Genomic DNA, 14,989 nt, shown 5'->3' on the forward strand with positions numbered 1-14,989 from the left:
TGTTAGGGCAAAGACTACAAATTCTCACAAGCGAGTTACAAATTTCCGCCAAGCAGGCGAGTCACGTGCAGAACTTCACGCTTGCCCACGCGCCAGCGGCCGCACGCCCGGGCCGGGGCTCTGTATGCTCAGCCAGTTGATCCGCCTGCCAACCGCTTCACACCGAGCAACCACCGACCATGCGTCCAGGACCCGACATCAACCGCGCACCCCTGGTCTCTGACCTCGCCTTCGAACGCACGGGTTCGTTTCCCGCGTTTCACCAGCGCGTGGAATTCGACCGGGTGGCCGAACTGGCGGCGCAACTGGCGGACACCGGGGCGGTCCTGCTGGTGGACGCTGCGCGCAAGCCGGCCGAAGTGCTGGGTGCCCATGGCCTGGCACCCGACGCCGCCCAGGTGGCGCTGGCGGCCTGCGCGGAACTGCTGGCGCACCCGGCGGTGGAGGGATGGGTGCTGGCCCCCAGCGGCAAGAGCCGCGCATCCCGCGCCACCTGGCGCTGCGCGCACTGGCTTCCCCTGCCGGCGTCGGGCGCCTCCGCCCAGGCCGGCCTGCTGATGCTCGATGCGGACACCCGACGCGAGGGGCAGTCCGCCTCGAGCGCGCTGCACGTGCTGGCCAGCCACACCGCCGGTGTGCTGGCGCTCGCACGCCGCAGCGAGCAGATCGAGCAGTACAACGCCAACGTGCTGCGTGAGAGCGAGAGCCGCCTGAACCTGACCGAACACACCGCGGGCGCGGGCAGCTGGTCGCTGCAGCTGTCCACCCGCAAGGTGGTGCACTCCGATGAATTCGCCACCATCCTCGGCCTCACCGAACATGGGCAGGTCAAGGATCTGGAATCCATGGTGCAGCGCTACACGCCGGAGTGGCGCAGCGGCATCCGCCAGCGGCTGGAACGCTGCGCGCAGAACGGTGAATCGTTCGACGAGGAAATCCAGGTGCTGATCGATGGGGGCACGCCCAAATGGGTGCGCACGGTGGGCACGGCCGTGCGACGCGCCGACGGCGAAATCGCGCGCATCCAGGGAGCCATCCAGGACATTTCGGCGCAGAAGCAGGCCCAGCAAGACACGCTGCGCCTGGCCATGCGGCTGACCACCACGCTGGCCAGCATCACCGAAGCCTTCGTGACGCTTGACCGGCAGTGCTGCTTCACCTACCTCAACCAGGAGAGCGAGCGGCTGCTGCAGAAGACGACGGCCGACCTGCTGGGCATGGAGGTGTGGCACGACTTCAGCCCCGGGCTCGCCCAGCGCCTCAAGGACCAGCTCACCAAGTCGCTGCACACCAACCGCCGCGTCGAGCTGGAAGATTTCTTCCCGACCCTGGGCAAGTGGCTCGAGGTGCGCGCCTACCCATTTGCCGAAGGCCTCGCGGTCTATTTCCGCGACGTCACGGAGCGCCGCCGCTCGCAGGAACAGCTCATGCTGCTGGAGACCAGCGTCTCGCGCCTGAACGACATCGTGGCGATTGCCGAGACCGGCGCGGGCAGCGACGAACAGGAGCCACGCATCGTCTTCGTGAACGACGCCTTCGAGCAGCACACCGGCTACACCCGTGCGGAGGTGCTGGGACAGACACCGCGCATGCTGCTGGAACTCGACCCTGCCATCACCAAGCTGCGTGAACTCGCGGCCAGCCTGCAGCAGTCGCGCCAGGCCCGCACCGAGCTGATGGTGAGGCGAAAGAACGGTGCGATGTTCTGGGTGGAGCTCGAAGTGGTCTCGGTGCAGGCCACGGCCGAGGACATCACCCACTGGGTGGCGGTCGGTCGAGACATCACGCAGCGCAAGACCGCGGAAGACATGATCCGCCACCTGGCTTTCTACGATGCGCTGACCGATCTTCCCAACCGGCAGCTGCTGCTGGACCGCTTGCAGCAGGCGCTGGCGGCGAGCGCGCGATCGGGCCAGCACGGCGCACTGATGTTCATCGACCTGGACAACTTCAAGATCCTCAACGACACGCTCGGCCACCACATGGGCGACCAGCTGCTGCAGAAGGTCGCGCAGCGCCTGACCAAGAGCGTGCGCAAGACCGACATGGTTGCGCGCCTGGGCGGCGACGAATTCGTGGTGATGGTGGACGACCTGAGCACCGACCCCGAGGCCGCCGCGTTCAAGGCCACCGCGCTGGCGGAAAAAGTGCTCAACACCCTGCGCGAGCCGTTCCAGCTGACGGGGCACCAGCATTTCGCCACGCCCAGCATTGGCGTGACCTCGTTCACCGGCCAGCAGAGCGATGTGGGCGAACTGCTCAAGCAGGCCGACCTGGCGATGTACCAGGCCAAGTCGCTCGGCCGCAACACCATGTGCTTCTTCGACCCCGGCATGCAGGCGACCGTGAGCGCCAATGCCACGGTGGGCTCCGACCTGCGCGTGGCGCTCAACGAGCAGCAGTTCGTCGTGTACTACCAGCCGCAAGTGGACCGCGTGGGCGTGATCACGGGGGTGGAAGCGCTGGTGCGCTGGCAGCATCCGCAGCGCGGCCTGATGACGCCGGCCGATTTCATTCCGGTGGCCGAGGACACGGGCTTGATCCTGCCGCTGGGCCAGTGGGTGCTGGAGACCGCGTGCGAACAGCTGGCCGCCTGGGCCGACCGCGCGCAGACGGCCAACCTGAGCATTGCGGTGAACGTGAGCGTGCGCCAGTTCCGCCACCCGGACTTCGTCGACATGGTGATGGCCGCGATCACGCGCACCGGCATCCGGCCACACAAGCTCAAGCTCGAGCTCACCGAGAGCCTGCTGGCCGACCGCATGGAGATCACCATCGACAAGATGGGCATGCTCAAGGCGCTGGGCGTGACACTCTCGCTGGACGATTTCGGCGTGGGGTACTCGTCGCTCTCGGTGCTCAAGCGCCTGCCGCTGGACCAGCTCAAGATCGACAAGGGCTTTGTGGCCGACGTGCTCACCGACCCGAACGATGCCGCCATCTCGCGCGCCATCATCGCGCTGGCGCAGAGCCTGAGCCTGCAGGTGGTTGCCGAAGGTGTGGAGACCCAGGAACAGCGCGATTTCCTGGCCTACCAGGGTTGCGACCAGTTCCAGGGCCACCTGTTCGCCAAGCCGCTGCCGATCGAGGCGCTGGATGCGCTGCTGCAAAATCCCACCGCGGGGATGCTGGTTCTGTCCTAAACGTGCAGGAGTAGAAACCTGCGCTCCCACGGGCTGATCACCTCGAAGTACTCGCGGTACTCCACCTCCTTGATCGCGCTGTAGGTCTGGATGAAATGTTCACCGAAGAGCTCCACCAGCGGCGCACAGGCCATGAGTTTTTCCACCGCGTCGTCCAGGTGCCGCGGCAACTGGTGTGGCTGCTCGTAGGCGCTGCCCTTGAGCGGTTCGGTAGGCTGGATCGCCTGTTTCATGCCCAGGTACCCGCACGCCAGGCTGGCCGCGATCGCCAGATAAGGATTCACGTCCACGCCCGCCAGGCGGTTCTCCACACGGCGTGCCTCCGGACCTGAATGCGGCACGCGCAGGCCGCAGGTGCGGTTGTCGTAACCCCAGCTGAGGTTGATGGGCGCTGAGGTGAAGCGGGAAAGCCGTCGGTACGAGTTGACGTAGGGCGCGAAGAACGCCGTGGCCGCAGGCAGGTAGGTCTGAAGGCCACCGATGAAGTGCAGGAATCGGTCGGAGGCCTCGCCGTCGGCGCGGCTGAAGATGTTCCTGCCATCGTCGATGCCGACCACGCTCTGGTGGATGTGCATGGCGCTGCCGGGCTGGCCCTGCATGGGCTTGGCCATGAACGTGGCGTACATCTGGTGGCGGATCGCCACCTCGCGGATGGTGCGCTTGAACAGGAACACCTGGTCGGCCAGCGGCAGCGGGTCACCGTGGTCGAGGTTGATCTCCATCTGCGCGGTGCCCATCTCATGGATCAGCGTGTCGAGCTGGATGCCCTCGGCCTCGCACCAGTCGTACATCACGTCGAAGATGTCGTCGTACTCGTTGATCGCGTCCATTGAGAAGCTCTGCATGCCCGCTTCGGTGCGCTTCGTGCGGCCCACCGGCGGCTTCAGGGGAATGTCCTCGTCGGGCTCGACCTGCACCAGGTAGAACTCCATCTCGGGCGCCACCACCGGCTTCCAGCCTTCGTCCGCGTACAGCTTGAGCACGCGGCGCAGCACGTTGCGCGGTGAGAGCGCGAACGGTGCGCCGTCAAAGGCAAAGCAGTCGTGGATGATCTGCGCCGTGGGCTCCTTCGCCCATGGCACCGGCCGCAGCGTGTCCGGGTCGGGCTTGAGCAGCATGTCCGGGTCGGCCACGGAGGTGTAGTCCTTCTCCGGGTAGTCGCCGGTGACCGTCATGGCGAACACCGCCTCGGGCAAACGCAGCCCCACCGCCGGGTCGTACTTGTGGCGCGGCACGATCTTTCCGCGCGCCTGCCCCGCCATGTCGGGAATGATGCACTCCACTTCGGTGATGCGGTGCTCGTCCAGCCACTGCTGGATGCGCTGGGCGTCGGCGGTCGGGCTGGCTGGGGTCATGGCGTGGCTACCAGTTGGTGATGCGGGGATTGTCGAAGCGGTACTCGTTGGGCACCGCGATGTTGGAGAAAGAGAACGACAGGCTCACATCCAGAGAGCTCACCTGGTGCCACCAGCCCAGCGGCAGGAACACCGTCTCGCCAGGTTCCACCACCACGTCGAGCACGGTGGCCTGCTCGAAGAGCGGGTAGCGCGCCAGGTCCGGGCGGTCCAGGTCAACGGGGCTGTAGACATCGAAGTGGTTGTAGAGCAGCGGTGTCTGCAGCGGCGACACGAACCGCCAGCGCTTGCGGCCCACGATCTGCGTGTGGCAGAGCATGATGGTGTCGTGGTGCAGCGGTGTGACGGTGCCGGCCGGCCCGAACCAGAACGATGCGCGCCGCGCGAGCTGCGAGCGGTCGCAGAACGCGGGCAAGGTGCCGATGTCGTCGAGCAGGGGCGCGAACCCCGGACGGCTGAGCATCTCGTTGTTGGCGGTGAGGTAGTAGTCGTTGGTGGCGCCACCGGCCAGCACACGGTCCACGAAATCGGCCAGCCGCATCTTGCGCTGGTGATCGAGTTTGTTGAGCTCGTAGTTCGGGTCGGCGCTGCGCTCGGCCTGCACTTCCACGTCCAGGTGGCCGAAGCGCTGGCGAAGGTCCTGTGGTGACCAGCGCGCCAGCGCAGGCCAGTCGCGCGCCACGTCGGTCAGCACCACGGGACGGCTGCCGATCACGTACTTCTCCATGAACTCACCCAGTGGCACGCGGCTGCGCTTTTCCACATGGCCGTGCAGCGGATCAAGCTCGCGCAGCTTCTGCTGGTTGGCCACCACCGATTCGAGCTTGGCCTGCAGTTGTTGGAAACGGCGCGCGGCCAGGAAGGCGGGGTCTTCCTCCATGGCACGGATGGCGGGCTCGCATTCGACCGGGTCCAGGCCGGCCTGCACCATCGTCTCCAGCATGGAATCGGGCGTGCAGTTTCTCAGCCGGTTCTCGGCGATCCATTGCCGCCAGCCGGCATCGAGTGGGCGGAACCCGGCATCGACCGGGCGGGGAGCGGCAGGGATGGCGGGCGTGGTGCTCATGCGCCCGCCAGTATCGCACCGGCGCCGCCGCGCCCGGGCTCGTTCAGCGGGTGAAGAGCGCCACGTTGCCGCCCGCAGCGGTGGTGTTGATGGTCAGGGTCTGTTCCGCACAGAAGCGCAGCAGGTAGTTCGGCCCGCCGGCCTTGGGGCCGGTGCCGCTCAGGCCTTCGCCACCAAAGGGCTGCACGCCCACCACCGCACCGATCATGTTGCGGTTCACGTACACATTGCCGACCCGCGCGGCAGCCGCGAGCGCCTGCGCGCGGCTGTCGATGCGGGTCTGGATGCCGAGCGTGAGCCCGTAACCCAGTGCATTGATCTGCCCGATCACCTCCATGGGATCACCGCCCCAGCGCACCACCTGAAGCACCGGTCCGAAGATCTCCTGGCCCACCTCGGCAATGGCCGGCACCTCGAACATCTGCGGCGCGATCAGATGGGGCATGGCGTGCGAAAGACGGGACGGTGGCAGCAGTGCGCGGCCCTGCGCATGCAGGCGCTCCAGGTGGGCACCGATACTGGTGAAGGCCTCGGCATCGATCACGGGACCAAGGTCGGTGGCCAGGTCTGCGGGGTTGCCCACCACCAGTTCCCTGGCGGCGCCCTGGATCATGTCGATCACGCCGTCGGCGATGGCCTCGTGCACGCACAGCAGGCGCAAGGCCGAGCAGCGCTGGCCCGCGCTGCGGAACGCGCTCTGCACCACCGCGTCAGCCACCTGCTCGGGCAGGGCCGTGCTGTCCACCAGCATGGCGTTGATGCCGCCGGTCTCGGCGATCAGCGGCACGATGGGGCCGTCCTTGGCCGCGAGTGCGCGGTGGATGATGCGGGCCACCTGCGTGGACCCGGTGAACACCACGCCGGCAATGCCGGGCTGCGACACCAGGGCCGCGCCCACGGTTTCGCCAGGACCGTGCAGCAACTGCACGGCCGCTGCCGGCACGCCCGCGGCGTGCAGCAGCTTCACCGCTTCCAGCGCAATGGCCGGCGTCTGCTCGGCCGGCTTGGCGAGCACCGTGTTGCCCGTGGCCAGTGCGGCTGCGACCTGCCCGATGAAGATGGCGAGGGGAAAATTCCAGGGACTGATGCAGACCCACGCGCCACGCCCTTCCATCCTCAGCGTGTTGCTCTCGCCGGTGGGGCCGGGCAGTGTGGTGGGCGCCATGATGCGCTCCGCTTCGTTGGCGTAGTAGCGCAGGAAATCGATCGCCTCGCGCACTTCAGAGACAGCGTCGCCCCAGGTCTTGCGCGCTTCCTTCACGAGCAGCGCGCACAGGCCGGGCAGCTGCTGCTGCATGGCGTCGGCCGCGCGGCGCAGGGTGGTGGCCCGTGTGGCCAGTGGCGTGTGGTTCCAGCCCGGAAAGGCCTTCATGGCGCGCTCGCACGCCGCCCGCACGTCCTCCATGCTGGCCTCGGGCACGCGGTTCACCGCCGTCACGGCGTGCGCATTCATCAGCAGCTCACGGTGTGCAGCCACCGCCAGGTCGAGCCCCTCGCTGTTGGGCCGGCTCGGGCCATAGAGTTGTGCCGGCAGCGGCAGCCAGGCGGCGTCGGGCGCATCGGGTTGAGACTGCACCAGGGGCGAGACCAGCAGCTCGTCCATGCCCACCGATTCGTCGGCGAGCTGGTGGACGAACGACGAGTTGGCTCCGTTTTCCAGCAGGCGGCGCACCAGGTAGGCCAGCAGGTCGCGGTGAGCGCCCACCGGCGCGTACACGCGACAATCCACGTTCGGGTGCTTGAGCACCTCGCGGTAGATGCCCTCGCCCATGCCGTGCAGCCGCTGCAGTTCGAAGGGCACGCTTTCCTCCGATGCCATCTGCAGGATGGCGGCGATGGTGCCGGCGTTGTGGGTGGCGAACTGCGGAAAGATCGCGTCGGGCGCCACCAGCAGCGCCCGTGCACAGGCGAGGTAACTCACGTCGGTGTGAGGCTTGCGCGTGAACACCGGGTATGCCGGCAGGCCGAGTTCCTGGGCGCGCTTGATCTCTGCGTCCCAGTAAGCACCCTTGACCAGGCGGCACATGAACTTGAGCTGGTGGCGTCGCGCCAGCGCAGTCACGTGCTCGATCAGCTCCACGGCGCGCGTCTGGTAGGCCTGCAGCGCCAGACCGAAACCCTGCCACTGTGGGCAATGCTGCGCCACGCGCCGGGCCAGCGCTTCAAACACGGCGAGCGACAGCTCCAGTCGATCCACCTCCTCGGCATCGATCGTGAGGTTGAGGTTGGCCGCGGCAGCCGCTTCGCACAGCGGCCACACGCGCGGCACCAGTTCCTCCATCACGCGTTCGTGCTGCGCGTCTTCATAGCGCGGATGGAGGGCACTGAGCTTGATGGAGATGCCGTCGTTCTGGCTCGGGTGGCGCGACGCGTCGGCCTCGCGCGCAATCGCGGCAATGGCCTGCTGGTAACTCGCCAGGTACCTCAGGGCATCCTCATCGGTGCGTGCGCCTTCGCCCAGCATGTCGAAGCTGAAGCTCAGCTGGCGCTGGGCCTTGCGCGCGGAGGCTGCTTCCTTCATGCCCTCCTCGATCGTCTGCCCCAGCACGAACTGCCGGCCCAGCAACTGCACGGCACGCAGCGTGGCGGCCACCACGGTGCGCGCGCCCAGCCTGGACAAGAGGCCAGGTTCGTTGCCGGCTTCGGGCAGGAACTTCTTGGACATCGCGATCGCCGTGGACGAAAGGCGTGCCAGCGTCGAGTCAGCCGCCCCATCGAAATCGGCGCGGCCGAGCTGGTCGGCGGTCAGTGCAATCGCGGTCTCTGCATCGGGCACTCGCAGCAAGGCCTCGGCCAGCCGCATCAGGGCCAGGCCCTCCGCGCTGGAAATGGGGTATTCCTTGAGCAGACTCTCCATCGCCCAGAACGGCGGCGGGTTGCGGCGCACGGCCTGCACCCAGGGCGCGGCAACCGTCGCGGCGGCCGCCCAGTCCAACGCACCCTTCAACGAAGCCAGGCGGTGCGCAAGCACCCCGGCTTCAGGTCGGTAGGGCGAAGGAAGGACGTCGGAAGGGCGTGGCATGGAAGACTCCAGAAAAGGCCTTGGGTTGTGAGTGTGCGTATGGTGATGGCTGTATCACCGAATTTTTCACCATTGAATGGTCACAAGACAGGATAATTCTCCACATGAATGCCAATGACACCGACCTCGACCGCATCGATCTCAAGCTCCTCAAGCTGCTGCAGGCCGACGGCCGCATCACCAACCTCAAACTCGCAGAGACGGCGGCGCTCTCGCCCACCGCGGTGCTAGCGCGCACGCAGCGGCTCCAGCGCGACGGCTACATCCTGGGCTACGAGGCCCGGCTCAATCCGCTCAAGCTCGGTCGCGGGATGATGGTGTTCGTCGAGGTGCTGCTGGACCGAACCACGCCCAACGTGTTCAACGAGTTCAAGGCCGCCGTGCACGTGCGCGACGAAATCATGGAATGCCACATGGTGGCCGGCGGCTTCGACTACCTCCTCAAGACCCGCATGGCCGACATGGCCGCCTACCGCGAATTCGCCGGCAACGTGCTCTGGCAGCTTCCGGGGGTGCGGGAGACGCGCACGTATGCGGTGATGGAGGAGGTGAAGGACAGTGCGAGGCTGCCGCTTTGACAAGCTGACGCCTCATCGCACAATGCAACATCCTTTCCTGGAGACCATATGAACCGCCACACCGCCCTGCTCCTCGTCACCCTCACCGCCATCCCTATCGCTCACGCCCAGAGCACCAGGCCCGGCCTGTGGGAAATGACGCAGAAGATGGGTGGCAACGCCGAGATGGATCAGGCGATGGCGCAGATGCAGAAGCAGATGGCCGGCATGTCGCCTGCGGAGCGCAAGATGATGCAGGACATGATGGCCAAGCAGGGTGTGACCATGCCGGCGCCGGCCGCTGGCGGCGGCATGTCGATGAAGATGTGCATCACGCCGGAGATGGCGGCGAAGCAGGACCTGCCGGTGCAGACCGAAGGCGAGTGCACCACCACGGTCACTTCGCGCAGCGCGACGGTGGTGAAGATGAACTTCGTGTGCAAGAACCCGCCGTCCACGGGCGAAGGCACCTACACCTTCCAGGGTGACACCGCGTACACCATGAAGATGCTGATGAAGACCACCCACCAGGGCAAGCCGCAGAACGTCACCATGGACGGCCAGGGCAAGTGGCTCTCCGCGAACTGCGGCAGCGTCAAGCCGATGAAGTGACGCCGGGGGTTCGGCTGCCGAAGATCGAGCGCCCCACGCGCACCATGTTCGAGCCGGCCGATATGGCGGCCTCCAGGTCGTCGCTCATGCCCATGGACAGGGTATCGATGTCGTAGCCACCCGCGCGCAGTTCATCCCATAGAGCGCGGGCACGCAGAAACACCGCGCTCTGCACCTCGGCATCGTCCGTCGGCTCTGGAATGCACATGAGGCCGCGCAAGCGCAAACGCGGCAACTGACTCACGGCGCGTGCGAGCGCGGTCAGCTCGTCGGGCGAGACGCCCGACTTCGTCGCACCACCATCCACATTGACCTGTATGCAGACCTGCAAGGGCTGCAAATCCGCAGGACGTTGCTCGTTCAGGCGTTCCGCGATCTTCAAGCGATCCACCGACTGCACCCAGTCGAAGTGGCTGGCCACCAGCCGCGTCTTGTTGCTCTGCAATGGCCCGATGCAATGCCACTCGATCGCCGAAGGCGCTGGTGACTCGCGCAGCGCGAGGATTTTCTCCACCCCTTCCTGCACGTAGTTTTCGCCAAATGCGCGCTGGCCGGCAGCCTGCGCCTGACGAACGGCGTCGGGCCCGAACGTCTTGGAAACAGCCAGCAGCGTGACCTCGTTCACATCGCGTCCGGCCTGTCTACAGGCGCGCGAAACGCGGCTCCGTACGGTATGGAGGTTGCCTTCAATCGTCGTCATAATCTGCCGTCATAACCCAACCACAACACGGAACCGGGATGGACATCACCCAACTGCTGGCCTTCAGCGTCAAGAACAAAGCGTCCGATCTTCACCTCTCCGCAGGTCTTCCGCCCATGATACGGGTGCATGGCGACGTGCGACGCATCAACGTCGAACCCCTGGACCACAAGGCGGTCCACGGCATGGTGTACGACATCATGAACGACAGCCAGCGCAAGCAGTACGAAGAGTTCCTGGAGTGCGATTTCTCGTTCGAGATCGAAGGGCTGTCTCGTTTTCGCGTCAACGCCTTCAACCACAACCGCGGTGCCGGCGCGGTGTTCCGCACGATCCCCAGCAAGATCCTCACGCTCGAACAACTCAACGCGCCCAAGATCTTTGGCGACCTCGCCCTGCGTCCGCGCGGCCTGGTGCTGGTGACCGGCCCTACCGGTTCGGGCAAGTCCACCACTCTGGCCGGCATGGTGAACCATCTCAACGAAACCGAATACGGCCACATCCTCACGGTGGAAGACCCGGTGGAGTTCGTGCACGAGTCCAAGAAGTGCCTGGTGAACCAGCGCGAAGTCGGGCCGCACACGCTGAGCTTTGCCAACGCGCTGCGTTCGGCCCTGCGCGAAGACCCGGACGCGATCCTGGTCGGCGAAATGCGGGACCTGGAAACCATTCGCCTGGCCATGACCGCGGCCGAAACCGGCCACCTCGTGTTCGGCACGCTGCACACTTCGAGCGCGGCCAAGACGATCGACCGCATCATCGACGTGTTCCCGGCCGAAGAGAAAGACATGGTGCGCGCCATGTTGTCCGAATCGCTCGTGGCCGTGATCTCGCAGACGCTGTGCAAGAACAAGGACGGCTCGGGACGTGTGGCCGCGCACGAGATCATGCTGGGCACCAGCGCCATCCGCAACCTGATCCGCGAGGCCAAGGTGGCGCAGATGTACTCGGCCATCCAGACCGGCAACAGCGTGGGCATGCAGACGCTCGACCAGAATCTCTCGGAGCTGGTCAAGCGCAACGTGATCAGTCCGGCCGAAGCGCGCAGCAAGGCGAAGATCCCGGAAAATTTCCCGGGCTGACCGGACAAGCAAAGGGGCAGGACACATGGAACGCGATCAGGCATCCAAATTCATCAACGACCTGCTGCGCCTCATGCTCAGCCGGACCGGCAGCGACCTTTTCATCACGGCCGACTTTCCACCCGCCATCAAGGTCGACGGCTCGGTGGTCAAGGTGTCGCCGCAGCCACTGAATGCCACGCACACGCTGTCGCTGGCGCGCGCGATCATGAACGACAAACAGGCGGCCGAGTTCGAGCGCACCAAGGAGTGCAACTTCGCGATCTCGCCGCCGTCCATTGGCCGCTTCCGCGTGAGCGCATTCGTGCAGCAGGGCAAGGTCGGCATGGTGCTGCGGACCATTCCTGCCGTGCTGCCCACCATCGACAAGCTGGGCCTGCCGCAGGTGCTCAAGGACGTGGTGCTCTCCAAGCGCGGCCTGTGCATCCTGGTGGGGGCCACCGGTTCGGGCAAGTCCACGTCGCTGGCGGCCATGGTGGACTGGCGCAACGAGAACACGCACGGCCACATCATCACCATCGAAGACCCGGTGGAGTTCGTGCACCCGCACAAGAACTGCGTGGTGACGCAGCGTGAAGTGGGCCTGGACACCGACAGCTGGGAAGCGGCGCTCAAGAACACGCTGCGCCAGGCGCCGGACGTGATCCTGATGGGCGAGATCCGCGACCGCGAGACCATGGAACATGCGATCCAGTTCTCGGAAACCGGCCACCTGTGCCTGGCCACGCTGCACGCCAACAGCGCCAACCAGGCGCTGGACCGCATCATCAACTTCTTCCCCGAAGAGCGTCGCGCGCAGTTGCTGATGGACCTCTCGCTCAACCTGCGTGCGCTGGTCTCGCAGCGGCTGGTGCCGCGCCAGGACAACAAGGGGCGCCATGCGGCGGTGGAGATCATGCTGAACTCACCACTGATCTCCGACCTGATCTTCAAGGGCGATGTGGCCGAGATCAAGGAGATCATGAAGAAGAGCACGCAGATGGGCATGCAGACCTTCGACCAGGCGCTCTTCAACGCTTTCGAGGCCAACCTCATCACGCTCGAAGACGCGCTGCGCAACGCGGATTCGCTCAACGATCTGCGTCTGCAGATCAAACTCAACAGCCAGCGTGCAAAATCGCTGGATCTGGCTGCGGGCACCGAGCACCTCACGATCGTTTGACCCACCCCCGCGCCGCGCCTGCGGCGCGTCACCCCCTCAAGGGGGCAATGCCTGCAGCCCGGCGAAGCCGGCTCTGCGGCATTTCTTTTTTGGAGACACCCTTTCATGAGCAGCATTGCAGACAAGACCTACGAATCCACGCCTTCGCTTCGCGTCGCGTTTCTTGGCCTCGGTGTCATGGGTTATCCCATGGCTGGGCATCTCGCGCGTGCGGGGCATTCAGTGACGGTTTACAACCGCTCCGGTGGCAAGGCCGTGGCCTGGGTGGCGGCGTTCGGTGGTTCGAGCAAATCCACGCCACGCGAAGCGGCGCAGGGTGCGGACATCGTGTTTGCCTGCGTGGGCAACGACGACGACCTGCGCTCGATCACGCTGGGGGCCGATGGTGCGTTTGCGGGCATGGCTTCAGGCTCGGTGTTCGTGGACCACACCACGGCGTCGGCCGATGTGGCGCGCGAGCTGCACCGCGCGGGCAAGGCATTGGGCATAGCGTTCGTCGATGCGCCGGTGTCGGGCGGTCAGGCCGGTGCGCAGAACGGTGCGCTCACCGTGATGTGCGGCGGTGATGTCGACGCGTTCGAATCCGTGAAGCCCGTGGCCATGGCGTTCTCACGCGCATTCACGCTCATGGGCGAGAGCGGTTCGGGGCAGCTCACCAAGATGGTGAACCAGATCTGCATCGCGGGACTGGTGCAGGGTCTGTCGGAAGCCATTGCCTTCGGCCAGAAAGCCGGGCTGGACATGAACCAGGTGCTGGATGTGATCGGCAAGGGCGCTGCGCAAAGCTGGCAACTCGACAACCGTGGCAAGACCATGGTGGCCGACAAGTTCGACTTCGGCTTCGCCGTGGACTGGATGCGCAAGGACCTGGGGCTGGTGCTCGACGAGGCCAAGCGCAACGGCGCGCGCCTGCCGGTGACGGCGCTCGTGGACCAGTTCTACGCCGACATCCAGGCCACCGGTGGCAACCGCCTGGACACCTCCAGCCTCATCAAACGGCTGAAATAGGCGCCCCGTCTTTCTACTTTGCAGGCGCGGGTTGCGTCTGCATGCCGGCCAGCTCGGCTTCGGTCACCATCTCGAACGCGCGCACCACGCGCGCCACGCCCGAGGTGTTGCGCGCGATGCTGGTGGCGCGGTCGGCCTCACGTTGGGTGACGCGCCCCAGCAGATAGACGGTTCCGCGCTCGGTGGTGACCTTGAACGCGCTGGCCGAGATGTCCTTCGCGTCCACCAGGCTGGCCTTGATGCGGCCGGTGATCAGCGTGTCGGTGGCGCGCTCCTTGAACGACGGGCTGGAAGTCACGCCCAGCTCGTTGATCACTTCCTTCACGTTCTCCACCTGCGACACGATCTGGCCGATCTGCGTCTTCACCGCTTCACTGGAGGCTTCGCCGGTGAGCAGCACGCGGCGGTTGTAGCTGGTGACGGCGACGCGTGCGCGGCCTTCGCCGATCTGGTCCTTCACGCGGTTGCCAGCGCGCAGTTCGATGCTCTGGTCATCCAGCTGCGCACCCGAGGTGCGGCGGTCGACGACCACCAGTGCGCCGGTGGCGGCACCCGCCACCATCAAGGGCGCGCAGGCGGACAGCGTGGCGCCCAGCGCGGCCACGGCCAGGCCGGTGGCCATGAGTCGGTTGAAGGAATGGGCTTGGCGGGACTGGTTCATGAGGAACTCTCCAGATGAGGAATGGAAGCGTCGGGCAGGCCCAGCAACTGGGCATCCACGCCGTCGCAAATGCAGTGCAACACGAGGTGGTGCACTTCGAGAATCCGGGCCGGCAGGTCGTGGGGCACGCACAGGTGCACGTCGGTGTCGCGCAGTTGCTGCGCCAGCTGACCGCCGCGCGCGCCGGTCAGCGCCACCACCACCATCTCGCGCTCGTGCGCGGCCTCCACGGCGGCCAGCACGTTGGCCGAGTTGCCGCTGGTGGACAGGGCCAGCAGCACGTCGCCAGACTGGCCGAGCGCGCGCACCTGGCGGGCGAACACCGAACGGGCATCGAAATCGGTGGCGATGCCGGTGAGCACGGCGGCGTCGGACGACAGCGAGAAGGCGGCGAGCTCGGGCCGCTCGCGGTCGTAGCGACCGATGAAGCTGGCAGCGAAGTGCTGCGCCGCCGCTGCCGATGCGCCATTGCCGCACGACAGCACCTTGCCACCGCCCGTGACGCTGGCCAGCACCGCACCGATCGCCGCCTCGACCTGCGGCGACAGCGCCTGCGCGCACTGGTACTTCAGGTCCGCGCTGTCGATGAACTGTTGCTGGATGCGTTGCAGAAGCATGGGG

Annotated in this window: 12 protein-coding genes; 6 read left to right on the plus strand and 6 right to left on the minus strand. The window is 66.1% G+C overall.

Annotation, left to right across the window (positions count from 1 at the left end; all coding sequences use genetic code 11):
* Nucleotides 1–179 precede the first annotated feature (179 nt).
* Entirely contained in the window at nucleotides 180–3,143 is a 2,964-nt protein-coding gene (locus ACTIEY_RS19750; RefSeq protein ID WP_439520859.1) for a sensor domain-containing protein, read from the plus strand.
* Here the strand turns inward: ACTIEY_RS19750 and ACTIEY_RS19755 are convergent.
* From ACTIEY_RS19755 to ACTIEY_RS19765, 3 genes are read right to left on the minus strand one after another with little or no spacing between them, the layout of a single operon-like run.
* Nucleotides 3,140–4,498, minus strand: coding sequence for a glutamine synthetase family protein (locus ACTIEY_RS19755; RefSeq protein WP_439520860.1), 1,359 nt, complete (start codon nucleotides 4,496–4,498; stop codon nucleotides 3,140–3,142). The two genes, ACTIEY_RS19750 and ACTIEY_RS19755, sit on opposite strands and share 4 nt — an antisense overlap.
* Nucleotides 4,499–4,505: 7 nt before the next feature.
* Nucleotides 4,506–5,564, minus strand: coding sequence for a cupin-like domain-containing protein (locus ACTIEY_RS19760; protein ID WP_439520861.1), 1,059 nt, complete (start codon nucleotides 5,562–5,564; stop codon nucleotides 4,506–4,508).
* 43 nt (nucleotides 5,565–5,607) lie between these two features.
* Complete coding sequence (locus ACTIEY_RS19765) at nucleotides 5,608–8,586, minus strand: L-glutamate gamma-semialdehyde dehydrogenase (protein ID WP_439520862.1); 2,979 nt, start codon at nucleotides 8,584–8,586, stop codon at nucleotides 5,608–5,610.
* Between the two features lie 104 nt (nucleotides 8,587–8,690).
* Between ACTIEY_RS19765 and ACTIEY_RS19770 the strand changes: the two genes are divergently transcribed.
* Nucleotides 8,691–9,164: an Lrp/AsnC ligand binding domain-containing protein gene (locus ACTIEY_RS19770; protein WP_439520863.1), complete on the plus strand. Its 474-nt coding sequence runs from the start codon at nucleotides 8,691–8,693 to the stop codon at nucleotides 9,162–9,164.
* Between the two features lie 48 nt (nucleotides 9,165–9,212).
* Nucleotides 9,213–9,755: a DUF3617 domain-containing protein gene (locus ACTIEY_RS19775; protein WP_439520864.1), complete on the plus strand. Its 543-nt coding sequence runs from the start codon at nucleotides 9,213–9,215 to the stop codon at nucleotides 9,753–9,755.
* On the opposite strand, the gene ACTIEY_RS19780 is transcribed toward ACTIEY_RS19775, so the two are convergent.
* Nucleotides 9,739–10,455: a YggS family pyridoxal phosphate-dependent enzyme gene (locus tag ACTIEY_RS19780; RefSeq protein ID WP_439520865.1), complete on the minus strand. Its 717-nt coding sequence runs from the start codon at nucleotides 10,453–10,455 to the stop codon at nucleotides 9,739–9,741. The genes ACTIEY_RS19775 and ACTIEY_RS19780 overlap by 17 nt on opposite strands.
* A 38-nt stretch (nucleotides 10,456–10,493) precedes the next feature.
* Between ACTIEY_RS19780 and ACTIEY_RS19785 the strand changes: the two genes are divergently transcribed.
* From ACTIEY_RS19785 to ACTIEY_RS19795, 3 genes are all read left to right on the plus strand, one after another.
* The gene (locus tag ACTIEY_RS19785; RefSeq protein ID WP_439520866.1) at nucleotides 10,494–11,537 is read left to right on the plus strand and encodes a type IV pilus twitching motility protein PilT; all 1,044 of its coding nucleotides are present in this window, start codon (nucleotides 10,494–10,496) and stop codon (nucleotides 11,535–11,537) included.
* A 25-nt stretch (nucleotides 11,538–11,562) separates the two neighbouring features.
* Nucleotides 11,563–12,699 (plus strand): PilT/PilU family type 4a pilus ATPase, encoded by a 1,137-nt coding sequence (locus ACTIEY_RS19790; RefSeq protein WP_439520867.1) that lies wholly within the window; start codon nucleotides 11,563–11,565, stop codon nucleotides 12,697–12,699.
* 105 nt (nucleotides 12,700–12,804) lie between these two features.
* The gene (locus ACTIEY_RS19795) at nucleotides 12,805–13,707 is read left to right on the plus strand and encodes an NAD(P)-dependent oxidoreductase (RefSeq protein WP_439520868.1); all 903 of its coding nucleotides are present in this window, start codon (nucleotides 12,805–12,807) and stop codon (nucleotides 13,705–13,707) included.
* Nucleotides 13,708–13,720: 13 nt separating this feature from the next.
* Here ACTIEY_RS19795 and ACTIEY_RS19800 read toward each other — a convergent pair whose 3' ends face one another.
* Both ACTIEY_RS19800 and ACTIEY_RS19805 read right to left on the minus strand, forming a co-directional pair.
* Nucleotides 13,721–14,368 carry a BON domain-containing protein gene (locus ACTIEY_RS19800; RefSeq protein WP_439520869.1) on the minus strand — a complete coding sequence of 216 codons (648 nt, stop codon included), beginning with the start codon at nucleotides 14,366–14,368 and terminating at the stop codon, nucleotides 13,721–13,723.
* On the minus strand, nucleotides 14,365–14,985 hold the full coding sequence (locus ACTIEY_RS19805) for an SIS domain-containing protein (RefSeq protein ID WP_439520870.1): 621 nt from the start codon (nucleotides 14,983–14,985) through the stop codon (nucleotides 14,365–14,367). The genes ACTIEY_RS19800 and ACTIEY_RS19805 overlap by 4 nt, the downstream gene beginning before the upstream one ends.
* Between the last annotated feature and the right edge of the window lie 4 nt (nucleotides 14,986–14,989).

Origin of the sequence: Hydrogenophaga sp. (assembly GCF_051858985.1) — a bacterium.
Taxonomy (GTDB): Bacteria; Pseudomonadota; Gammaproteobacteria; order Burkholderiales; family Burkholderiaceae_C; genus Hydrogenophaga.

Coding starts and splice junctions, on each gene's coding strand:
- ACTIEY_RS19770 (WP_439520863.1), top strand. CDS start 8,691: ATGAATGCCAATGACACCGACCTCGACCGCATCGATCTCAAGCTCCTC.
- ACTIEY_RS19785 (WP_439520866.1), top strand. CDS start 10,494: ATGGACATCACCCAACTGCTGGCCTTCAGCGTCAAGAACAAAGCGTCC.
- ACTIEY_RS19775 (WP_439520864.1), top strand. CDS start 9,213: ATGAACCGCCACACCGCCCTGCTCCTCGTCACCCTCACCGCCATCCCT.
- ACTIEY_RS19805 (WP_439520870.1), bottom strand. CDS start 14,985: ATGCTTCTGCAACGCATCCAGCAACAGTTCATCGACAGCGCGGACCTG.
- ACTIEY_RS19765 (WP_439520862.1), bottom strand. CDS start 8,586: ATGCCACGCCCTTCCGACGTCCTTCCTTCGCCCTACCGACCTGAAGCC.
- ACTIEY_RS19760 (WP_439520861.1), bottom strand. CDS start 5,564: ATGAGCACCACGCCCGCCATCCCTGCCGCTCCCCGCCCGGTCGATGCC.
- ACTIEY_RS19790 (WP_439520867.1), top strand. CDS start 11,563: ATGGAACGCGATCAGGCATCCAAATTCATCAACGACCTGCTGCGCCTC.
- ACTIEY_RS19800 (WP_439520869.1), bottom strand. CDS start 14,368: ATGAACCAGTCCCGCCAAGCCCATTCCTTCAACCGACTCATGGCCACC.
- ACTIEY_RS19780 (WP_439520865.1), bottom strand. CDS start 10,455: ATGACGACGATTGAAGGCAACCTCCATACCGTACGGAGCCGCGTTTCG.
- ACTIEY_RS19795 (WP_439520868.1), top strand. CDS start 12,805: ATGAGCAGCATTGCAGACAAGACCTACGAATCCACGCCTTCGCTTCGC.
- ACTIEY_RS19750 (WP_439520859.1), top strand. CDS start 180: ATGCGTCCAGGACCCGACATCAACCGCGCACCCCTGGTCTCTGACCTC.
- ACTIEY_RS19755 (WP_439520860.1), bottom strand. CDS start 4,498: ATGACCCCAGCCAGCCCGACCGCCGACGCCCAGCGCATCCAGCAGTGG.